This window comes from Priestia aryabhattai, from assembly GCF_023715685.1.
In the GTDB taxonomy this organism is placed as follows: domain Bacteria; phylum Bacillota; class Bacilli; order Bacillales; family Bacillaceae_H; genus Priestia; species Priestia aryabhattai_B.
Genome location: NZ_JAMBOQ010000004.1, coordinates 67,655 through 90,312 on the forward strand (window position 1 = coordinate 67,655; position 22,658 = coordinate 90,312).

General features: G+C 37.6%; 15 protein-coding genes and 1 pseudogene. 14 read left to right on the forward strand and 2 right to left on the reverse strand.

The genetic code is table 11. The features are described from left to right. Positions 1–228 precede the first annotated feature (228 nt). From M3225_RS18920 to M3225_RS18955, 8 genes and pseudogenes are all read left to right on the forward strand, one after another. Complete coding sequence (locus tag M3225_RS18920) at positions 229–1,221, forward strand: thiamine pyrophosphate-dependent dehydrogenase E1 component subunit alpha (protein ID WP_374109840.1); 993 nt, start codon at positions 229–231, stop codon at positions 1,219–1,221. Positions 1,222–1,239: 18 nt separating this feature from the next. After that, the gene (locus M3225_RS18925) at positions 1,240–2,274 is read left to right on the forward strand and encodes an alpha-ketoacid dehydrogenase subunit beta (RefSeq protein WP_013082775.1); all 1,035 of its coding nucleotides are present in this window, start codon (positions 1,240–1,242) and stop codon (positions 2,272–2,274) included. 25 nt (positions 2,275–2,299) lie between these two features. Then, positions 2,300–3,529, forward strand: a complete 1,230-nt coding sequence (locus M3225_RS18930; protein ID WP_251396242.1) for a dihydrolipoamide acetyltransferase family protein — start codon at positions 2,300–2,302, stop codon at positions 3,527–3,529. A gap of 16 nt (positions 3,530–3,545) precedes the next feature. Then, entirely contained in the window at positions 3,546–4,925 is a 1,380-nt protein-coding gene (gene lpdA / locus M3225_RS18935) for a dihydrolipoyl dehydrogenase (protein ID WP_251396244.1), read from the forward strand. 267 nt (positions 4,926–5,192) lie between these two features. Beyond that, the gene (locus M3225_RS18940; protein ID WP_251396246.1) at positions 5,193–7,070 is read left to right on the forward strand and encodes a sigma-54-dependent Fis family transcriptional regulator; all 1,878 of its coding nucleotides are present in this window, start codon (positions 5,193–5,195) and stop codon (positions 7,068–7,070) included. Positions 7,071–7,124: 54 nt separating this feature from the next. Then, positions 7,125–8,174 carry a 2,3-butanediol dehydrogenase gene (locus tag M3225_RS18945; protein ID WP_251396247.1) on the forward strand — a complete coding sequence of 350 codons (1,050 nt, stop codon included), beginning with the start codon at positions 7,125–7,127 and terminating at the stop codon, positions 8,172–8,174. A 159-nt stretch (positions 8,175–8,333) separates the two neighbouring features. Next, positions 8,334–9,535, forward strand: a pseudogene (locus M3225_RS18950) (cystathionine gamma-synthase family protein). Positions 9,536–9,684: 149 nt separating this feature from the next. Then, positions 9,685–10,257, forward strand: a complete 573-nt coding sequence (locus M3225_RS18955; RefSeq protein WP_251396248.1) for an HTH-type transcriptional regulator Hpr — start codon at positions 9,685–9,687, stop codon at positions 10,255–10,257. A gap of 311 nt (positions 10,258–10,568) precedes the next feature. Here M3225_RS18955 and garD read toward each other — a convergent pair whose 3' ends face one another. Beyond that, positions 10,569–12,113 (reverse strand): galactarate dehydratase, encoded by a 1,545-nt coding sequence (gene garD, locus M3225_RS18960; protein ID WP_374109841.1) that lies wholly within the window; start codon positions 12,111–12,113, stop codon positions 10,569–10,571. Positions 12,114–12,327: 214 nt separating this feature from the next. Between garD and M3225_RS18965 the strand changes: the two genes are divergently transcribed. The 6 genes from M3225_RS18965 (at position 12,328) to M3225_RS18990 (ending at position 20,672) form a co-directional block, all read left to right on the forward strand. Next, a complete protein-coding gene (locus M3225_RS18965; protein WP_251396249.1) occupies positions 12,328–14,247 on the forward strand; it encodes a sigma 54-interacting transcriptional regulator in 1,920 nt (639 codons plus the stop codon). A 156-nt stretch (positions 14,248–14,403) separates the two neighbouring features. Next, positions 14,404–15,336, forward strand: a complete 933-nt coding sequence (gene kdgD, locus M3225_RS18970) for a 5-dehydro-4-deoxyglucarate dehydratase (protein ID WP_251396250.1) — start codon at positions 14,404–14,406, stop codon at positions 15,334–15,336. Positions 15,337–15,376: 40 nt separating this feature from the next. After that, positions 15,377–16,843, forward strand: a complete 1,467-nt coding sequence (gene gucD, locus M3225_RS18975) for an alpha-ketoglutaric semialdehyde dehydrogenase GucD (RefSeq protein WP_251396251.1) — start codon at positions 15,377–15,379, stop codon at positions 16,841–16,843. Between the two features lie 119 nt (positions 16,844–16,962). After that, a complete protein-coding gene (locus M3225_RS18980; protein ID WP_251396862.1) occupies positions 16,963–18,336 on the forward strand; it encodes an MFS transporter in 1,374 nt (457 codons plus the stop codon). 36 nt (positions 18,337–18,372) lie between these two features. Continuing rightward, the gene (gudD, locus tag M3225_RS18985) at positions 18,373–19,746 is read left to right on the forward strand and encodes a glucarate dehydratase (RefSeq protein WP_251396252.1); all 1,374 of its coding nucleotides are present in this window, start codon (positions 18,373–18,375) and stop codon (positions 19,744–19,746) included. A 221-nt stretch (positions 19,747–19,967) separates the two neighbouring features. After that, positions 19,968–20,672 (forward strand): FadR/GntR family transcriptional regulator, encoded by a 705-nt coding sequence (locus tag M3225_RS18990; RefSeq protein ID WP_251396253.1) that lies wholly within the window; start codon positions 19,968–19,970, stop codon positions 20,670–20,672. 574 nt (positions 20,673–21,246) lie between these two features. Here M3225_RS18990 and M3225_RS18995 read toward each other — a convergent pair. Further along, on the reverse strand, positions 21,247–22,386 hold the full coding sequence (locus M3225_RS18995; RefSeq protein ID WP_251396255.1) for a hypothetical protein: 1,140 nt from the start codon (positions 22,384–22,386) through the stop codon (positions 21,247–21,249). Between the last annotated feature and the right edge of the window lie 272 nt (positions 22,387–22,658).

Below are 22,658 nucleotides of genomic sequence, written 5' to 3' on the forward strand. Positions count from 1 at the left end.
TGGTTTTCCTCCCGCACGCTTATTATGTACCTTAAATTCAGTTTGCATGATTTATTTGTCTAAGTTTGGACAAAGTTAGACAGAGTTGGAATAGTGTCCAATTTTGTCTAATTTCATAAGGCGAAATAAAACAATAGATTGCTAGTATAAAGCGGTTTTAATGTTGGCACGGTACTTGCAAGATGTAGTTAAGTGAAGGCTAGAAATCAAATGAGGAGGCTTACCATAATGAAAACTGCTCAAAATAAAACAGAAAAGCTTACGAAAGAAAAAGCCAGCTGGATGTATCAGAAAATGGTAGAAATTCGAAAGTTTGAAGATGAAGTACATCAAATTTTCGCAAAAGGGGTACTGCCTGGTTTTGTTCATCTGTATGCGGGTGAAGAAGCAGTAGCGGTTGGAATGTGTGCTCATCTTAATGACAGCGACAGTATTACAAGCACTCATCGCGGACACGGCCATTGTATTGCTAAAGGTGGCGATTTAGATGGAATGATGGCTGAACTTTTCGGAAAGGTAACCGGGTTAGGCAAGGGAAAAGGCGGATCCATGCATATCGCGGATTTAGATAAAGGAATTTTAGGAGCAAATGGAATTGTAGGAGGAGGCTTTCCGCTTGCATGCGGTTCTGCTTTAACTGCTAAGTATAAAAAGACAAAATATGTAAGCGTTTGCTTTTTTGGAGACGGAGCGGGCAATGAAGGGACGTTTCATGAAGGAATTAACTTAGCAGCCATTTGGAAACTGCCGGTTGTTTTTGTTGCTGAGAATAATGGCTACGGAGAGGCAACTCCATTTTCTTATGCTTCAAGCTGCAACGCGATTGCAGACCGTGCCGCATCTTATAACATTCCAGGCGTACGAGTGGATGGAAAAGACGTGATGGCTGTTTATGAAGCAGCTGCAGAAGCTATTCAACGAGCTCGCAGAGGGGAAGGCCCAACGTTAATTGAATGTGTAACATACCGAAATTACGGACATTTCGAAGGCGACGCACAAACGTACAAATTAGGAAACGAAAAGAAAGAACATCTTCAGGAAAAAGATGCTATTGCTCTGTTTGAAAACTATTTGCTTTCAGAACAAATAGTAACAGAAAAAGAGCTCAGAGATATTGATGGTAATGTAGAAAAAGCAGTAAAACGCGCAGTTGAGCTAGCAGAAACAAGCGATTATCCTGATGCTTCGGAACTATTAACAGATGTTTATGTATCTTACTAATTAAAGGGGGAAAAGAAGATGACTAGAAAATTAAGCATGTCTGAAGCCATTAATGAAGCTATGAAACTGGCGATGCGAAAAGATGAAAATGTGATTCTTTTGGGAGAGGATGTAGCTGGCGGAGCGGAAATTGACCACCTGCAAGATGATGAGGCGTGGGGCGGGGTCCTTGGAGTTACGAAGGGGCTTGTACAAGAATTTGGACGGGAAAGAATTCTTGATACGCCTATTTCAGAAGCAGCTTATATAGGAGCTGCAATGGGAGCCGCAGCCACGGGGTTAAGACCGGTTGCAGAATTAATGTTTAACGACTTTATTGGCTGCTGCTTGGACCAAGTGCTGAATCAAGGCGCAAAATTCAGATACATGTTCGGAGGAAAAGCAGAAGTGCCAGTCACGATTCGAACGACTCATGGAGCTGGATTTAGGGCTGCAGCTCAGCATTCTCAGAGTTTGTACGCTTTGTTCACTAGTATTCCTGGCATTAAAGTAGTGGTGCCTTCTAACCCTTACGATGCAAAAGGGTTATTGTTAGCAGCAATCGAAGACAATGATCCTGTTATCTTTTTTGAAGATAAAACATTGTATAACATGAAAGGAGAGGTTCCGGAAGGCTACTATACAATTCCGTTAGGGAAAGCTGATGTGAAACGCGAAGGAACGGATTTAACGATTGTAGCAATTGGAAAACAAGTAAATACTGCGCTTACGGCAGCAGATCAACTGTCTCACAAAGGAATTGACGTAGAAGTAGTCGATCCACGAAGTTTATCACCTTTTGATGAAGAGACGATTCTTTCTTCTGTAGAAAAAACGAATCGATTAATTGTCATTGATGAAGCCAACCCAAGATGCAGCATAGCAACGGATATTGCTGCGCTAGTTGCAGATAAAGGATTTGACATGCTTGATGCACCTATTAAACGAATTACAGCACCACATACGCCTGTGCCGTTTTCACCCCCATTAGAAGATATTTATCTGCCAACACCACAAAAAGTAATTGAAGTTGTATCGGAGTTGCTAGGAGATAAATCGCTTCTAAGCGTGTAACTAAAGAAAAAGGAGGAGGAAGCAAATGGCTGCAGAGGTTGTAATGCCAAAATTAGGACTGGCAATGAAAGAAGGAACTGTTTCGACGTGGAACAAAAAAGTTGGAGACTCCGTTTCAAAAGGAGATATGATTGCAAGCATTAATTCTGAAAAAATAGAAATGGAAATTGAAGCTCCGCAGGACGGTGTAATTCTTGATATTCTTGTGCAAGAAGATGTAGGAGTGCCTCCTGGAACTATTATCTGTTATGTTGGAAATCCAAACGAGCAGCTCACTGAGCAGAGCCGTTCAGCAAATGAGCTTCAAGCTCCTAAAAACGAGGTAGCAGCCACTATCTCTTTAGAAGAGCCGCCTGTAAACGCGACTCCATCCAAAAAAAGCAAAGAAACTGTGCGCATTTCACCAATTGCGAAGAAAATAGCAGAATCTGAAAATATTAATATTGAAACGATTAAAGGCACAGGACCAAAAGGAAGAATCACAAAAGCAGATGTAGAGAAAGTGCTGACGGAAAGAGCTTCAGAAGCGAGTTATTCACCCTCAGAAATAGATACTTCCTCTATAAAAAAAGAAACGCTTCCAGTAGCGGGCATGAGGAAAGTCATTGCAGGTCGAATGCATAATAGTTTATTAAACAGTGCCCAATTAACGATCAATATGAAAGCTGACGTGACAGATTTACTTTCTCTTCAGCGAGAGATCAAAGATGTGATCCACCAACGCCATGAGGTAAAAATCTCTCTAACCGATTTTATTGCTCGCGCTGTTGTTCTTTCACTTCAAGAACACAAACAAATGAACAGTGCCTATATGGATAACGAAATTCACCTCTATCACCATATTCACCTTGGAATGGCCGTAGCTTTAGAAAATGGATTAGTTGTTCTTGTTATGCAACATGCTGAAAAGATGTCGTTAGTTGAATTAGCAGCAGAGATTAAAACACGAGCAGCCGATGCTCGGCAAGGCCAACTAGGCACTGATAGAATGCAAGGTTCAACATTTACTATTACTAATCTAGGTGCTTACGGAGTAGAGTATTTTACACCTGTATTAAATCCCCCAGAAACAGGAATTCTTGGTGTTGGAGCTACTGAAGATGTACCGATATATAAAGGAGATGAATTACAAAGAAGGAGTGTGCTGCCTTTAAGCCTAACGTTTGATCATCGCGTACTGGACGGAGCACCTGCAGCCAATTTCCTTGGAACCATCAAACAATACTTAGAACAACCTATTTTACTACTCTTATAGAAAGATGGTGCATTCCGTGAAACCTTTAGTTGTCATTGGCGGCGGCCCTGCAGGATATGTGGCGGCCATTACCGCTGCCCGGCAAGGGAAACAAGTTACGTTAATCGAACAAAAAGATTTAGGTGGAACCTGTTTAAATGAGGGCTGTATGCCAACAAAGTCATTATTAGCAAGCGCGGAAGCCTACGAGAAAATCAAGCAAGCTGAGCAATTCGGCATCACTCTTCCTTTGGAACAAGTGAAAATTAACTGGGATGGCGTTCAGCATCATAAAACAACCATTGTTAAAAAACTGGTTCAGGGAATTGGCTATTTGATGAAAAAGAACAAAATTAAAGTCATGAAAGGTGAAGCTTCGTTTTTGACAAATCATCGTCTAGCCGTACAAAACGAAAACCAGGTAGAAGAGGTAGAGGCTGAACAGTTTATTATCGCTTCGGGTTCAGAACCTGCTAGCCTGCCATTTGCTCCTTTTGATGGAAAGTGGATCATTCACAGTGGACAAGCCATGTCGCTGCCTGCTATTCCCTCATCTCTTTTAATAGTAGGAGGAGGTGTAATTGGATGTGAATTTGCAAGCATTTACAGTCAAATGGGAGCAAAAGTAACGATTGTGGAAGCTGCGGACCAGCTGCTTCCTGGTGAAGATGCCGACATCGCATTTACGTTACAAGAAGAGTTAGAGAAAAAAGGAGTAGCGATTTATACATCCGCTTCGCTAACAGAAATGCAGCCAGAATATAAAACGGCTCTATTTAAACATAAAGAAGAGCTACATGAACTGCAAGTTGACTACGCATTAATTTCAATTGGAAGAAAACCTAGAGTGCTAGGTTTAGGTTTGGAAAAAATCGGCGTACATTTTTCAAAACAAGGAATTGATGTTAATGAGCATATGCAAACGAATGTACCTAATATCTATGCTTGTGGAGATGTAGTTGGCGGAATTCAGCTTGCTCATGTAGCCTTTCATGAAGGCACAGTTGCTGCTTTGGACGCATGTGGAAAAGATAAGAACGTGAATTACCGAGCTGTACCACGCTGCATCTATACTCACCCTGAAATTGCAAGTGTCGGTATGACAGAAAAACAGGCCCGACAAGAATACGGCGATGTTCGTATCGGAGAATTTTCGTTTACGGCAAACGGCAAAGCGATGATTACAAATGAGCCCATTGGAAAAGTAAAAGTAATAGTAGAACCACAGTTTAATGAAATTATCGGGCTTTCTATTATAGGTTCACATGCCACAGAATTAATTGGACAAGGAACAGTCATGCTGCACGGAGAATTGACCACAGATGTAATGGAAGACTTTATCGCGGCTCATCCTACATTATCCGAAGCGATTCATGAGGCTCTTTTGCATTCAGCGGGTCAGGCCGTTCACTCCTAATTATACAAGTGCCTAAGTTATTAAACTTTTTAAAAATGCAAAGTAAAAAATGAATGATTTAAAAAGATAAGCTAGAGGAGGAAGGAATTGTGGAAGAGGTATAGGTGTTTTTTCCCGCATCCTCGTCTAGTTTTTCTATTAATTTTTACATAGGGTGAGTTTAAAAATTTATCTTTGATAATGATAACGCTTTCTTTGTGATTTATAATAATGTTAACAAGCCTTGATTTACTATATTCAATCAAGTTTATAGGGGAGAGGTATAGAATGGAATCTACACTTTCTTTAAACACATGGAAACGTTTTGTAAACGAAGGGGCACTTGAATCTTCAAGGTTAAACGACATTATTATAAAATCATGGCATCGTTGTAAAAGCGCAGATGTTAATCCTTACCTAGATAAAGGCAGATCGATTTTAAGAAATGAAGCTTTTCAGTCTCGAAAACAAATGAACTCTTTGTTTCTTGATACGGCTTTGCCGCACTTAGAAAGAATAAAACAATCAACGGCGGATTTAGGAATGGTTGCTCTACTAATTGACCCAGAAGGCTATATTTTATCTATTACAGGAAATAGACTTACACTTAATGAAGCAAGGAAAATTAATTTTGTGGAAGGAGCCTGTTGGACAGAGAAAGAAGTAGGAACAAATGCAATCGGTACAGCTCTACAAACGGAAGAGCCAATTATGATAACAGGGACAGAACATTATTCCATTGCTTCGCATCAATGGAGCTGTTCGGCAGCGCCTGTTCGAAATGACGACGGAAATTTAATTGGGATTATTAATATTTCTTGTCCTGTAAACAGAGCTCACCCTTATATGCTTGGAATGGTTACGTCAATTGCATATACAATCGAACGGGAGTTAAGCATTCGAATGCACAAAGACGAAATTGAGTTGGTTCATGCTTCTATGAATTTTATCGATAGCAAGCAGCTCTTGCTTCTTTGCAATTACAAAGAAGTAATTGTAGGAGCAAGTAAAACCGTTCGAGAATGTATACCTAAATGGTCAGGTATGCAGTTAAATACAATTGTACAACAGGGGTTTCGTATAGTGATGGAAGTGCCTGTATGTTCAAAAAGACACGGTAATTCTATTGGAAAGATTATTTATTTATCAGAAGAAGCACATCATAATCAAACAAATAAGCAGATCCCTGCTCAATCATTTTGTTTTAAAGGAGAAGCGGGCATAAGCCGTTCCTTTCAGCGAACACTTGAAGAAATAAAGCATGCAGCGCCTACGGATACAACAGTTTATATTTTAGGGGAAACAGGTACTGGAAAAGAAGTGATAGCCCGAACGATTCATGAAAACAGTTCGCGTAAAAACGGGCCTTTTATTGCTCTTAATTGCGGTGCCATTCCGAAGGAACTCATGGAAAGTGAATTATTTGGCTATGCGGAAGGAGCATTTACAGGAGCACGGCGTCAAGGATATCGAGGAAAGTTTGAGCAAGCTAATCATGGCACAATTTTTCTTGATGAAATAGGTGAGCTTCCTCATCCTATGCAAGTTTCTTTGTTAAGAGTATTGCAAGAACGCAAGGTAACGCCTGTTGGAAGCAATCAGGAAATTCCGGTAGACATCCGAATTATTACCGCTACTCATCGAGATCTTCATCAACTTGTCAGTGAAGGAAAGTTTCGAGAAGATTTATATTACCGACTTCACGTGTATCCTGTACATGTTCCCGCTTTGCGAGAAAGGAAAGAGGATATTCCACATCTGGTGCGCTACTTTTGTCAAAAGAATACTTGGAATATTAATTTCCCTAAGGAATTAGTAGATAAATTGATAGATTACCAGTGGCCCGGAAACATTCGAGAATTATTTAATGTACTTGAACGCTTGAAGATCTCGCTTAAAACAGAAGCAGAAAAAGAGAAGATATTGAATTATTTGAGTTCTTTAAATCTTGGTGGCCAGAAGAACATCTCTCACTCTGATACTTCACAAGAAATAGAAGAAAATGATTTTACGCCCTTACCCGCACTCACATTTCGTGAAAAAGTTCAAAAAGACTTAATGATGGATGCTTTACGTAAAACACAGGGAAATGTGTCACTTGCCGCTAAGCTGTTAGATATACCAAGAAGTACATTTTATAACAGATTAAAAAAATTCAATTTGTAAGCGGAGAGTTCGTAGCTGTTTTAAATTTTTAAATAAGGATAGGGGCTGAGTAGAATGAAAGCATTAAGATGGCATGGCGTTAAAGATGTAAGGTTAGAACATATTGCAGAACCTACCGTCTCTCAAGGGAAAGTGAAAATTAAAGTAGAATGGTGTGGAATTTGCGGAAGTGATTTGCATGAGTACACGGCAGGACCAATCTTTATTCCTACAGAAGAACCCCATCCATTAAGCAAAGATAAAGCACCCGTTGTGCTGGGGCATGAGTTTTCTGGACAAGTTGTAGAAGTCGGAGAAGGTATTACGAATGTAAAAGTCGGAGACAGAGTAGTGGTAGAACCTATCTATGCATGCGGAGAGTGTGAAGGCTGTAAACAAGGAAAGTATAATCTTTGTAATAAAATGGGGTTTTATGGTCTTGCAGGAGGAGGCGGAGGTTTTTCTGAGTATGCCTCCATACCCGTAGAAATGATTCATAAAATACCGGAAATGGTATCTTACGAGCAAGGAGCTCTTGTAGAGCCTTCAGCTGTGGCTCTTCATGCTGTGCGCCAAAGCAAGTTGAAGGTAGGGGATAAAGCCGCTGTATTTGGGACGGGGCCAATCGGTTTGTTAGTGATTGAAGCGTTAAAAGCATCAGGTGCATCTGAAATTTATGCCATTGAACTATCGGAGCAGCGCAGAAGGAAAGCTGAAGAACTTGGGGCGATTGTCATTAACCCACAAGAATATGATCCCGTAGCAGAAGTACATAAGCGTACAGGCGGAGGTGTAGACGTTTCCTATGAAGTTACGGGTGTTCCTTTAGTTTTAACTCAAGCCATTAATTCTACCAAAACTGGCGGAGAGGCAATGATTGTTAGTATATTTGAAAAAGAAGCGTCCATTCATCCCCAAACAATTGTTTTACAAGAGCGTACAGTAACAGGTATTATTGGCTATCGCGATGTATTTCCAGCGGTTATTAGTTTAATGGCAAAAGGATATTTTTCGGCTGATAAATTGGTGACAAAACGTATCAAGCTAGAAAATGTGATTGAAGAAGGTTTTGAGACATTATTAAAAGAAAGAGAACAGGTGAAAATTTTGGTGAAAGCCGAATAAAAAATGAGCTTATACCTTTAGTGGGTATAAGCTTTTTAAATTCAATGAGGTATATATGAGGTTTTTTATTATCAGATTATTCTGTACTATACACCGTATATTGTATACAATATATAATCTAATCAATATCTAATTAACAAAACCAGAGGTGATGAGTGAATGACAGACAAACAGTTTAGAAATGTACAAGACGGAACAAAAGCGGTATGGGCAGGAGAAAAAGAATCGCTTGCTTATAATGCCACTCAAGTTCCCGTCGTCTTCAGCGTAGCTTATAATTATGATGATGTAGACGAATGGCAAGAAGTTGCGTTAGGAAACAAATTAGGCTATACGTATAATCGCATGAGTAATCCTACGGTTAGAGCTTTTGAAGAAAAAGTAAGAATACTTGAAGAAGCAGAAGAAGCGGTCGCATTTTCCTCCGGAATGGCGGTTATTAGCAGCACATTATACACTTTTTTGAAACCGGGAGACCGCGTCGTATCGGTAAAAGATACATATGGAGGAACAAATAAAATCTTCACTGAGTTCCTTCCTAACATTGGAGTTGATGTAACCTTATGTAATACGGGGAACCATGAAGAAATTGAAGCGGAAGTAAATAAAGGGTGTAAAGTGCTATATTTAGAGTCACCTACAAATCCTACGATGAAAATTATTGATATTGAAAGAATAGCAAAAGCAGGAAAATCGGCAGGGGCAGTCGTCATTATTGATAATACGTTTGCGACACCAATTAATCAAAACCCTTTTCAATTAGGAGTAGATCTTGTCATTCACAGCGCCACAAAATTTTTAAGCGGACATGCGGATGCTTTAGGCGGGGTAGTATGTGGTTCTAAAGTGTATATCACTACCGTGAGATCAATGGCGCGACCATGGACCCCATGTCAGCGTATCTTATTTTAAGAGGAATGAAGACATTAAAATTACGTATACGTCAACAAGAACGAAGCGCTTTGGAAATTGCTAAATTTCTTCAAAAGAAAGAATCTGTTGAAGCCGTCTATTATCCTGGATTGGAAACACACCCCCATCATCATATTGCCAAAAAACAAATGAAAGGCTTTGGCGGAATATTAAGCTTTGTTTTAAAAGGAGAAATGGAAGCTATTAAGATTTTGCTGCCAAAGTTAACGTATGCAAATAAAGCCGGTAATTTAGGAGCGGTTGAAACGATTTATGGCCCAGCAAGAACGACTAGTCACGTAGAATGTACGCTTGAAGAGCGTAAAGACCTTGGAATATCTGAGGGACTGGTTCGCATATCTGTAGGAATTGAAGATACGGAAGATTTAATTGCAGATTTAGAACAAGCATTTGCTCACGTAGAATCTGCATCATCTATTATCAATTAAAAAGAAAGACAAAGTTAAAAAATTAAGCTGCACGTGTATTTTTTCGTCTGATTTTGTAGATATACTGATAAATTAGATGAAATAAAAATGTTTTTACGCGCTTTAAAAATAAACTAACTTACAATAGCCTACAAATAAGGAATGATAGTATGTCGAAACAAGAAAGTGAATACACAATGAAAGATGCATCATTGTTTGGATTAAAATTAATGCAGGTAAGTAAAGCCATCTGGAGAGCTGCGGAAGATGACTGGGAGCAATGGGTGAAACCTTATGGTCTGAATGTAAATGAGCATCATATTTTATGTTTAGCTAGTAACACGGGAGAAATCTCTATGTCAGAGTTAGCTAATTTAGGAGCTATGCATATCTCTACAGCGTTTAATTTTTCGAAAAAATTAGAAAATCAAGGATACCTGCATTTATCTAAAAGAGAAAATGATAAAAGAAATACCTACATCAAATTGACTGAAAACGGAGAACAATTATTGCTTGATACGCTCAAAGGGTATGAACCACATAACAGTAAGATATGTAAAGGCGCACTTCCTTTAAAAACGTTATACGGCAAGTTTCCCGCTTTTCCAGAGCTAGTAACCGTTGTTCGCCACGTTTGCGGCGGCGAGCTCGTGACCGTTGCTGATCAACCTTTTGTGAATATAGAAAAAGCGGGAATAGAAGAAAATGAAGATAAGAAAGAAGTCCAGCTAACTAGTAATTGAACGTAGTGAATAGGGCTTCGTGAAAATAAGTGAATAACAAGCCAAGCTGTTTTATACGTGAGAAATATGACGTATAAAACAGCTCTTTTTCAGTAGCCGTAAATGGAAGGTATGATTTGGCGCTGTTATATGGAAAATCAATGACAAACATCTCAAAGTTTGTAAAGGATGCCGCATTATGATGGAGAACGGATGGATGGAAACACCACCAGAAGCCGTAGATAGAGAGCATTTAAACTCCAACTAATTAAACAACTTGCCATAAAATAATGAGAACCTGTTTAAAAATAGTGCAGGTTCTCGTTATCTCGTTAGGTTAACGGAGCAGGGTTAAACAGGCATAAGTCATTATGCAATCCCCAATAATCACTCCACGTTTTTTTGTTTCCGCTTGCAATTTCTATAATTAAGTGAAAGAGCTCCCATCCAACCTCCTCAATGCTTGCTTCTCCTTGTGCTACTCTTCCGGCATCTAAATCTATTAAATCATGCCATTGCTCAGTTAACGAACTTCTAGTAGACACTTTAATGACAGGTGCCATTGCCAGACCATATGGAGTTCCTCTCCCTGTTGTAAAAATATGCATGTTCATTCCAGAAGCTAACTGTAATGTTCCGCATACAAAATCACTCGCCGGAGTTGCTGCATAGATTAATCCTTTTTTAGTCGGTTTTTCTCCAGGTGACAAAACTTCGACAATTGGAGTTGTTCCGGCTTTAGCTATGGAACCAAGTGCTTTTTCTACTACGTTTACAAGTCCGCCTTTTTTATTGCCAGGTGAAGGATTTGCACTTCTATCTGCTTCGCCTCTTTTTAAATATTGATCATACCACTTCATTTCTTTAATCAGAGATTGACCGACTTCTTCATTAATTGTTCGTGGCGTTAACAAGTGCATAGCATCTCGAACTTCAGTAACTTCAGAAAATAAAACAGTAGCGCCTGCTCTTACTAGTAAATCTGCCGCATACCCAACTGCTGGATTGGCAGTAACACCGGAAAAGGCATCGCTTCCTCCGCATTGTAAACCTACCATTAAGTCAGATATGGGGCAGGTTACACGCGTCCGGTTATTTAGTTTAATTAATTTTTCTTCTGCCATCTCCATAATCGTAGCAATCATTTGCTTAAAACCGGCCTGGTCTTGCAAACGTGTTATATTTTCTGAACCCTCCTGTGGATTCAAACGTTCAGGAAGCAGCTTTTCACACCCTAAGCCAACTACTAGAACTTCACCGCCGAAATTTGGATGAGTAGAAAGATTTTGCAATGTACGAATCGGAATGGCGGCGTCCGGTGCATTAATGGCAACTCCGCAGCCATAATTATGAGTTAAAGCTACTACGTCATCTACATTTGGATAAGATGGAAGAAGCTCTGTTTTGATTTTTTTGACCGCATAATCAAGTACTCCTACTACACATTGAACACTTGTCGCAATCCCAAGTATGTTTTTTGTTCCAACACTTCCATTTGTATTTTTATAGCCTTCAAATGTGTATCCTTCTACAGGAGGTAAAGGGGCGGAAACTTTAGTTGCCAAAGGCAGCTTTTCTAAAATAGGGGGGCTAGGTAGGGTAACATATGATTCTTTCACCCAAGTTCCTTGAGAAATTGGTGAAGAAGCGAATCCAATAATTTCTCCATAGCGAATAATTTTGTCACCTTTCTTAAATTTTTTTAATGAAACTTTATGCCCTTGGGGGATATATTCTTTTAGCTCTAACCCAGATGGAAACACAGTTCCTTTGGATAATCCTTTTGAGTTTACAACCGTAGCCACATTATCTTTTTCATTCACTTTGATATAAAGGGGTTTTTCCGATTGATTGATTTGATTGATATGCAAAGACATGATTCATCTCTCCTTAATCATTTTTAGTTTCTTTCAAAACATGTTCATCCTTATTTATTGCAATAAACATGCCAATAATTTTAGCGCGTAAAAAAAGCCTTTATATCAAATAGAAGTGATGAAATATACAACAATTGTTGTACGTAAAGCAACAATTGTTGTGCCAATACGTTATAATAAATAGAATATTCTAACTAGTTAGGAGGCAACGGATATGGCAAAAATTGCTTTTATTGCTCCAGATAAACAACTATTTTTACAAGGAAAAAAAGTAATTCAAGAGCTAGGATTACAAGGAGAGGTTGAAATCTATCTTGCAAGGTTAAATCGCGCCGTAAAACTCGCCAATAAATTAGAATGCACTTGTGATGTTATCGTTTGCAGAGGAGGAACTGCCAGGCTGATTACTGATTCTGTAATCAGAATTCCTGTAGTTGAAATTCCTATTACAGGGCAAGATTTAGCTCATGTATTTTATAAAAGCAAGCAGGTAACAAACATAGAGAATCCTAAAGTGGCAATGCTAGCTTTTCAGAATATGAAAAATGATGTGGAAATTTTAGCAGATATTTTGGGTATCAACCTTTCTATTTATCCTCTTGATTCAGTTGAAGATATTCCGACTTGTATTGAGCAACTTTCTTCAGTAGAAACAGATATTGTTATTGGGGGAATGAAAACAACTACTTTATCGCTTAGAAAAGGCTTTAAGGCAATTCCTATTGAATCTGGAAATTCTGCTGTTCGAACAGCGTTTTTAGAAGCTAAAAAAATTTCTTTAGGAAGAAAAATTGAAAAAGAGCGATCTCAAACAGTTAAAGCCCTTATTGATTATTCTATACAAGGAATTATTAGTATTAATCGGAATAAAACAGTAGAAGTATTTAATCATGCTGCTGAGCATTTACTAGAATTAAAAAGGCAAGAAGTGCTAGGAAAGCAGATCGATACTGTTATGCCTTTTTTGCCTATTAAAGATTGTTTTGAAGGAGAAGAGCATTTAGGTATAATCAAAAAACTTAAAAACAAGAGTTTAATATTTAATATTGCCCCAATCAGGGTGGAGGAAGACACTATCGGAGCAATGATAACTTTTCAAGATATTACAAGTATCCAGGAAATGGAAGTTAAAATTAGAGGAGAAGTACTGTCGAGAAAGTTTGAAACACGTTACACATTTTCTGATATTTTAGGGCATTCTAAGGAGATTTGTGAAGCCAAACGGATTGGACAGACAGTGTCTTCTGTAAATGCAACCGTTCTAATTTATGGTGAATCCGGTACTGGGAAAGAATTATTTGCTCAGAGTATTCATGCAGAAAGTTTGCGAAAAAACGGTCCTTTTGTTGCTGTTAATTGTGCAGCCATTCCGCCTAATTTACTGGAAAGTGAGTTATTTGGATATGTAGAAGGGGCATTTACTGGGGCAACAAGGAAAGGAAAGCAAGGTCTGTTTGAAATGGCGCACCGGGGAACGATTTTTCTGGATGAAATATCAGAGATGGATACATATGGACAATCCCGTTTGCTTAGAGTTTTACAAGAAAAACAGGTTATGCGTTTAGGTGATAACAAATATATTCCTGTAGATGTAAGAGTTATTGCAGCAACTAACAAAAATTTATTAAAAGGCGTAGAAAAAGGCGAATTTCGAGAAGATTTACTTTACAGGCTTAAGGTCTTAACAATTAATATTCCACCGCTCCGTAAAAGAAAAGGTGATATTCGTTACCTTGCTCAGCATTTTTTAGTCTATTATATGAACCTTTATCAAAAGAAAAATATAGAGATTACAGAAAAAGCTTATTCACAATTAACTACCTATGAATGGAAAGGAAATGTAAGAGAATTAATGCATTTTATTGAAAGGTTAGTAGTAATTAGTAAAAATAATGTAGTTTCGGATCAGGATATGAAAGAGCAGCTAAATGAAAATGCTTTTGAAACAAATTACAGCGGCGGAGAAGCGGAAACCAACAATCGTCTGCAATCTGAAAAAGAGCAAATTTTACTCGCTTTAACGGAAACCCATTCCAATATATCTCAAGCAGCTAAATTGTTAGAAATTGATCGAAGTACACTTTACCGTAAGCTGAGAAACTACGGGATTGAAATAAAAAAGGCGTATAAATAGAAACAAAAAACACCTCTTTCTTAGAGGTGTTTTTTGTTTCTATTTTCAAATCCTTTATTTTATAATTTAAGCTTATTTATTTTATTGACAAACAATTTAATTTGTCTTACAATAAAAATGTGAAAATTATCTGAAAATTTATAGGAGGATATGCATGTGAATATGAATAGAAAAGCACCTACAGGAATTTTAGGTTTTCCCGTTGCTCCCCTTAATATTCAAGGAAAATTAGATGAAAAAGCTTTAGAAACAAATATTCAATTTTTATTAGACGAAGGGTTAGAGGCTATCTTCATCGCTTGCGGTTCAGGGGAATTTCAATCCTTAAATACAAAAGAATATACAGCAATGTTAGAAGTAGCTATATCTGTCGTCAATGGAAAAGTTCCTGTTTACACAGGTGTAGGCGGTAATCTTTCTACAGCTTTAGAATGGGCTCGTATTTCAGAGGAAAAAGAGGCAGATGGATATTTAATTTTACCTCCATACTTAATTGAAGGCGAACAAGAGGGCCTTTACAACTATCTAAAAGCAATCATTGAGCATACAAGCTTAAACGCAATTGTTTATCAAAGGGATAATGCCATTTTGCAGTTGTCAACTTTAGAAAAGCTCACAGAATTAAACCAACTAGTAGGGTTAAAAGATGGATATGGAAATATGGAATTAAATATAGAATTAACCCAGTCTTTAAGGAAACGATTAGGTTGGCTAAACGGGATGCCTATGGCTGAAGTAACGATGCCAGTATACGCTCCAATTGGATTTGATTCTTATTCGTCAGCAATATCTAACTATATCCCGCACATCTCAAGGATGTTTTACAACGCTTTATTAAGTCATGATCAAGAGTTACTAAATGAACTCTACCAAAATATAATTCTTCCAATTAACGATATTCGCAAGCAAAAAAAAGGATATGCTGTTTCATTAATTAAAGCAGGGATGGAAATTATAGGTTTACCTGTTACAGATACAGTAAGGCCTCCTATTGTTTCAGTAGACAAAGAACATTACACACAGCTCGAAAAGATTTTAACACAAGCATTTGATCAATATCCTAAATCATCTAAACAAGTTTTATCTTAACCAATAAAATGTAAACGCTTTATAAAAAAGGAGAGTTCATATGACAATTAGTGTTCAAAACAAACAATATTTAAATTTTATTAACGGAAAAGGTGTGCCATCATTGTCTCAAGAGATGATGGAAAGTCTAAATCCAGCCAATAAGAAAGAAGCCGTAGGGTATGTACAAAAATCAACTCTTGAAGATTTAAATCTAGCGGTAAAAGCAGCTAAACAAGCTCAAGAAAATTGGAAACGCTTATCAGGCGCAGTACGCGGACAGTACCTTCACAAAGCTGCGGATATTATGGAAAATAGACTAGATGAAATTGCGGAATGTGCTACACGTGAAATGGGAAAAACCTTGGCTGAAACAAAAGGAGAAACAGCTCGGGGAATAGCTATTCTTCGATACTATGCGGGGGAAGGTATGAGAAAAATGGGAGATGTAATTCCTTCTACCGATGCTGAAGCATTGATGTTTACATCTCGAGTGCCGTTAGGCGTTGTTGGAGTTATTACTCCATGGAACTTTCCTATTGCTATTCCTATATGGAAAATAGCTCCGGCACTTGTTTACGGAAACACTGTCATAATTAAGCCAGCTACTGAAACAGCTATTACATGTGCCAAGATTATCGAATGTTTTGAAGAAGCAGAAATTCCAGCAGGTGTAGTAAACATGATTACGGGATCTGGATCAATCATTGGTCAAGCTATTGCTGAACACCCAGAAATTAATGCTATTACATTTACAGGATCTGATCGAGTAGGCAAACAAATTGGCCAACAGGCTTTCGTTCGAGGAGCTAAATATCAGTTAGAAATGGGGGGGAAGAACCCTGTAATTGTAGCGGCGGATGCAGATTTAGATCTAGCAGTAGAAGGTACAATCAGTGGGGCATTCCGTTCAACTGGTCAAAAATGTACTGCGACCAGTCGGGTAATTGTTGAGCATGAGGTATATGAAAAATTCAAACAAAAGCTATTAGCAAAAACGAAAGAAATTACCGTTGGAGAAGGGTTAAACGAAGACACGTGGATGGGACCATGTGCAAGTGAAAATCAGTTACAGACCGTATTGTCTTATATTGAAAAAGGAAAAAATGAAGGTGCAACTCTTTTATACGGAGGACATCAGTTAACTGACGGAGAATACGAAAATGGATTTTACGTAGAACCTACTATTTTCGAAAACGTAGAATCACATATGACGATTTCACAAGAAGAAATTTTTGGTCCTGTAATAGCGCTGATGAAAGTAGAATCTATCGAGGAAGCATTAGCACTAGCTAACGACGTTCAATATGGACTAAGTGCTTCTATTTTCACTACAAATATTTCTCATATGCTTTCTTTTATTAATGAAATGGATGCTGGACTTATTCGAATTAACTCAGAAAGTGCAGGCGTTGAACTTCAGGCACCTTTTGGAGGTATGAAACAATCAAGTTCCCACTCCAGAGAACAAGGGGAGGCTGCTAAGGAGTTTTTCACAGCTATTAAAACTGTTTTTATAAAAAGTTAAATGCCTTTATTTTATTATTAACCTTTTATTCTCTTAAAAAGGAGGGAAATCTCTCCTTTTTAAGAGATGTAAACAAAGGAGAAGAACGGAACGATAAGAGGGGGATGGAATAGGTGATTATGCAAGCTAAACCAAAATTGGAAGCAGGAAACGGCAAGAAAAGTCAAGTACGCTGGTTTGTCGTATTTATGCTTTTTGTTTTGACAACGATTAATTATGCAGATAGAGCAACGCTGTCCATTGTAGGGGATTCTGTTCAAAAAGAATTAGGCTTAAATTCAGTTTCAATGGGGTATGTTTTCTCAGCATTTGGATGGGCTTATGTAATTGGTCAGCTTCCTGGAGGTTGGTTCTTAGATAAATTTGGATCAAAAACAATCATCGCATGCAGTGTATTTTTTTGGTCTCTTTTTACCTTTTTTCAAGGATTTATCGGCTTTTTTAGTGGAGGTGCTGCTATAATTATCTTATTTACGCTTCGTTTTATGGTTGGGTTAGCTGAAGCCCCTTCTTTTCCAGGAAATAGCCGTATTGTAGCGGCCTGGTTTCCAAAATCTGAGCGTGGGACAGCCTCTGCAATTTTTAACTCGGCTCAGTATTTTGCATTAGTATTATTTTCGCCCATTATGGCATGGCTCACTCACAGATTCGGCTGGCATTTTGTGTTCATTATTATGGGTGTCTTAGGGGTCATCTTGGCTGCTGTTTGGATAAAAGTGATCTATAGTCCAAGTAAACATCCTCGCATTACAAGAGAAGAAGTGAATTATATCCAGCAGGGCGGCGGGCTCATTGATATGGATGATAAAAAAGTAGAAACAAAGAAAAATGCTGGCCCCGGATGGAATCAAATTAAACAACTACTTAAAAGCAGAATGCTGTTAGGTGTTTACATTGGGCAGTATTGTATTACGACTCTCACATATTTCTTTTTAACATGGTTTCCTGTTTATTTAGTTCAAGCGCGCGGGATGTCTATTTTAGAGGCTGGATTTATCGCTTCTTTACCTGCCATATGCGGATTTTTGGGAGGCTTGTTAGGGGGAATTGTATCTGATTTCTTATTGAAAAGAGGCCGTTCATTAACGTTTGCACGTAAAACACCTATCGTTATTGGCATGTTGCTTTCCTGCAGTATGATTGCTTGCAATTATGTAGATGCTGAATGGATTGTCGTAGTAATTATGTCACTTGCTTTTTTTGGAAAAGGTTTTGGAGCATTAGGGTGGGCTGTTGTTGCTGATACTTCACCTAAAGAAATAGCCGGTTTAAGCGGCGGGCTTTTTAATACATTTGGAAACATTGCTTCTATTACAACACCTATTATTATTGGGTACATTGTCAATGCAACAGGATCTTTTAATGGAGCATTGGTTTTTGTGGGCGCTAACGCTCTTGTAGCTATTCTCTGTTATCTTCTTTTAGTGGGAGAGATTAAACGAGTAGAACTAAAGAATATTCCCTCAAAGGATGAAAGTACGTTCAATATGTAAGCGGATACATCAAAACCTAAATTAGGAGTGGAAATTATGAACAATTATGTCCTTACAAATAGTGAAATTCAAAACGAAAAAAAATCGTCTACGCCTCAAATTATAGATATGCAGGTCATACCTGTGGCTGGACATGATAGTATGCTGCTTAATCTCAGCGGAGCTCACAGTCCTTTCTTCACTCGAAATATTCTTATTTTAAAAGATAGTACTGGAAGCACAGGAGTAGGAGAAGTACCGGGAGGCGAAAACATTCGTCAAACGCTTGAAGATGCAAAGACATTTGTAGTAGGTCAATCAATTGGAAATTACAATAACATCTTAAATACAGTGCGTAAACAATTTGGAGACCGAGATATGGCAGGGAGAGGACTTCAAACATTCGATTTACGGACGACTATTCATGCCGTTACCGCATTGGAGGCAGCGTTATTAGATTTAGTAGGAAAATTTCTTGATGTACCAGTTGCAGCATTATTAGGAGAAGGACAACAAAGAGAACATGTGGAAATGCTAGGTTATTTATTTTATATTGGAGATCGCAAAAAAACCGACTTAGACTATCTAAGTGGTGAAAATGAAAAAGTGGATTGGTTTCGACTTCGTCATGAAGAAGCTCTGACTCCTGAATCAATCGTAAAACTCGCACAGGCAGCTCATCAGCAGTATGGATTTAATGATTTTAAACTAAAAGGCGGGGTCCTTCAAGGTGAGCAAGAAATAGAAGCTGTAGCAGCGTTAGCTGAAAAATTTCCAGATGCTCGAATTACCCTAGATCCTAACGGAGCTTGGTCTTTAGAAGAAGCTATCCAATTATGTAAAAATCAACATCATGTATTGGCCTACGCAGAGGACCCTTGTGGAAGTGAAAATGAATATTCAGCAAGAGAGACAATGGCTGAATTTCGCAGAGTAACTGGACTGCCGACCGCTACGAATATGATTGCTACAGATTGGCGACAAATGGGGCATGCTATTCAGTTAAACGCGGTGGATATCCCTCTAGCAGATCCGCATTTTTGGACTATGCAAGGCTCGATTCGTGTGGCTCAAATGTGTCATGAATGGGGGCTTACATGGGGATCACATTCAAATAATCATTTTGACATTTCACTGGCAATGTTTACCCACGTGGCGGCAGCTGCTCCTGGAAAAATTACCGCTATTGATACGCATTGGATTTGGCAAGATGGTCAGCGATTGACAAAAGACCCTTTTAAAATTGAGGGAGGAATCGTAGCAGTACCTAAAAAGCCAGGGCTTGGAATAGAGCTAGACTTAGAACGAATTGAACAAGCGCATCAGTTATATAAGAAGATGCAATTAGGAGCACGTGATGATTCAAAAGCTATGCAGTATTTAATTAAAAATTGGAGCTTTGATAATAAACGTCCTTGTTTAGTACGTTAAAAAATAAAGTTTTTTAAATTAATTACAGTATGCTTTTAGCTCGGACATTTCTACGCCTTTGTTCGAGCTTCTGTTTTAGAATAACGAACATTCTAATAAATAACTCTATGTAGATAAGAGATAAGAATAGTTAAGAAGTAGGGATTGGTAATACATAAAGTAATTCTATATGATATAATTAGTCTTACAAATAAACAATATTTAGAAAAGGGTGGATGAAGATGAGTGGTTCGACTAAAAAAGTGTCATTTGAATCCGTTAATCGTAATACGCTAGCAAAACAAGTAGTCGACCGTATTATTCAGTTATTGGTCAGCGGGCAATTAAAGCCAGGAGATAAACTGCCAACTGAAATGGAGTTATTAGACGTCCTGAATGTAAGTCGCCCTGTATTGAGAGAAGCCTTAAGTGCATTAGAAGTACTTGGTGTAATTACACGAAAAACCCGCGGAGGTACATATTTTAATAACAAAATAGGAGCGCATCCGTTTTCAGTTATGTTAGCGTTATCAATGGATAATTTACCTGCAGTAGTGGAAGCTCGCATGGCACTCGAACTAGGCCTAGTAACCATGGCGGCTGAAAAAATAAACGATGATCAATTAAGACAGTTAAAGGAAACAATCGAGGAAATAAAAAAGAGCACAGATAACAATTATGGTGCTGCGGATAAGGAGTTCCATCGAATTATTGCTGTAAGTGCTGATAATCCAGTGGTAGAAGGAATGATTAATTCCCTGCTCTTCACTCACGAAAAAACAGATAATGAAATTACCTTTAGAGAACCAGAACTTACTGTAGAACATCATACCGCTATTTATAATGCTTTAGCTAATCATGACCCCGATGATGCATTCAAACAAATGTATCATCATCTTAAATATGTACGTGATAAAGTTCTTAAATTATATAATCCTAATAAATAAAAAAAGCACACAAAGCAGATGTAATGATTTTGTTTTGTGTGTTTTTTTATGAAAGTATACATATGCCTAAAGTAAGAAAGAGCGTTTCTATTGTATAGGAGCGCTTTTTTCAGTGAGTTATATATTTTATTTTAATGTATTCAGATATAAAAATGCTATTTATTTGCTGCCCTTTATTTTAGAGAAATTACTATACATTTATAAGAGATTAAAAAGAAATTAAAGAAATTAAAAACATTGTTAAAACTTATATTGGTAAAAGCCTTCTGCTGACTGAGATTAAAGGGAATTAAGCAATCAAAAAAATTGCAGTTTGCTACAAGAATTTTCACGAAAAAATATAGGATTTTTTTATACTAGCCATATTTTTTACGCAGTAGTTCGGAAAATAACGTTTATTTATTGTATTTTTTGTTCATTTAGTTGATTTTTTTCATGAAAACGAAAATCATTATCATTTAGAAAGGTTCATTAGAGTTGATAGACAAATATGTTTTAGTAAGTTAAAGAGAAAAGAAGAATATGAGGAAAATAGAGTAGAAATGAGTAAAAAAAGGCATAACAAAAAAGAGTATTATAGAGCGTTAATTTTTGCCTGATAATACCCGTTGGCAATTTTTCGTATATACGTAAAGAAATTGGACTCCATTTCATGCACAAGAGGGCGAAATGCATCCATACTTTCTTCTATGTAAGCACGTTGTAAGTAACTCTGAACGGACGTTAATGATTTTTCAATTATATCTAAACCGAACTCATGCACAACGGAATGAATATCTTCTTTTTTAATTGAATAATGACCAAAAGATTTAAAGAAATTCTTAAACTGAGCAAATGCATGCTCTCCACGGATTTTTTCGATTTCTTTTTGTTTTTTACTATCATGAGCACCAGTTAAATTAAAGCTTAAAATAAAGCCATCCTTGATTTTTTCAATAATTGATTTTCTTGGCTGCTTTTCTTCTAATAATGTTTTGACGCAATCATCTTTTTCTAGTACATCGATACGAAAAATTGTACTCAGCTTACTAGCCATTTCTTTAATAGCAGCTTTATAGCCAATATATTTTGGAAGAATGTGTTTTACTTCAGTGTAAGATAAAAGTGCTTCTGAATCTTTCTTTACGTTTACATCAGATTCATATACATACAAAGCACGTAAAGCCAGACGTAGCATGTTAATATTTTTGATGGCCAGCAATTGATAAATCACTTCCATCGAAACAGAAGTATAACCACTTTTTGAAGTATATGTATTCAGATCTTTATCGAGTATTTCAGGATTATATGATATGTTTTGAACATCAGCAGCTTCTTTTATATGTAAATCTAGAAAATCCTCTAAATAGTTGTTTAAAGAAACTTGAATATAGTCTCCCCATAAACGATCCCAGCGAATGATGTCATAGTCTTCTAAAAGCTTATTATTATTTTGAACGGTCCGAACGGAACATTGGATCGTATTAGCAAGTTCTTGCTCAGAAATAATTGAAATATGACCTTGGCTGTTACATTTGGCTACGTAAGCTAAAATTTGCTTCATCAGAGAACCCGTCCACTTTATGTCTACAAAGTTTTTCGCTAGACCAAATGAATGTTTTTCATAGTAATAGCTGTCGTCTCGTTTAGTTTTTCTATTTAAGCCACTCATGACAATCAGCAGCTTGTTTGCTAGAAGGGTGTGCCGTTTTAGTGACAGCTTTTGTATACTCATGTAGTTACCTCCTTTCTAAAACTATATACGTCGTCTTTTACAGTATAGACACAGTCATATAGGCTGTAAAATGACATATTTGCACGGGAAATTGGTGCATTTTTTTAAAAGACTAGTGATATCAAGGGACGAGACGTCTATTTACCCGGTGACATATTTGCACGGAGATGTGGAGCAAAAATAGCGTTATATTTTATAAACGTTGATAAAACAGTATTCTTAAGACAAATGTCGTATTATGACGGATGAAATACACAAAATGCGACAAATCC

Excerpts from the sequence above, each read along its gene's own strand:
- M3225_RS18920 (WP_374109840.1), top strand. The coding sequence starts at position 229 with ATGAAAACTGCTCAAAATAAAACAGAAAAGCTTACGAAAGAAAAAGCC.
- M3225_RS18925 (WP_013082775.1), top strand. The coding sequence starts at position 1,240 with ATGACTAGAAAATTAAGCATGTCTGAAGCCATTAATGAAGCTATGAAA.
- M3225_RS18930 (WP_251396242.1), top strand. The coding sequence starts at position 2,300 with ATGGCTGCAGAGGTTGTAATGCCAAAATTAGGACTGGCAATGAAAGAA.
- M3225_RS18940 (WP_251396246.1), top strand. The coding sequence starts at position 5,193 with ATGGAATCTACACTTTCTTTAAACACATGGAAACGTTTTGTAAACGAA.
- M3225_RS18945 (WP_251396247.1), top strand. The coding sequence starts at position 7,125 with ATGAAAGCATTAAGATGGCATGGCGTTAAAGATGTAAGGTTAGAACAT.
- M3225_RS18955 (WP_251396248.1), top strand. The coding sequence starts at position 9,685 with ATGTCGAAACAAGAAAGTGAATACACAATGAAAGATGCATCATTGTTT.
- garD (WP_374109841.1), bottom strand. The coding sequence starts at position 12,113 with ATGTCTTTGCATATCAATCAAATCAATCAATCGGAAAAACCCCTTTAT.
- M3225_RS18965 (WP_251396249.1), top strand. The coding sequence starts at position 12,328 with ATGGCAAAAATTGCTTTTATTGCTCCAGATAAACAACTATTTTTACAA.
- gucD (WP_251396251.1), top strand. The coding sequence starts at position 15,377 with ATGACAATTAGTGTTCAAAACAAACAATATTTAAATTTTATTAACGGA.
- M3225_RS18980 (WP_251396862.1), top strand. The coding sequence starts at position 16,963 with ATGCAAGCTAAACCAAAATTGGAAGCAGGAAACGGCAAGAAAAGTCAA.
- gudD (WP_251396252.1), top strand. The coding sequence starts at position 18,373 with ATGAACAATTATGTCCTTACAAATAGTGAAATTCAAAACGAAAAAAAA.
- M3225_RS18990 (WP_251396253.1), top strand. The coding sequence starts at position 19,968 with ATGAGTGGTTCGACTAAAAAAGTGTCATTTGAATCCGTTAATCGTAAT.
- M3225_RS18995 (WP_251396255.1), bottom strand. The coding sequence starts at position 22,386 with ATGAGTATACAAAAGCTGTCACTAAAACGGCACACCCTTCTAGCAAAC.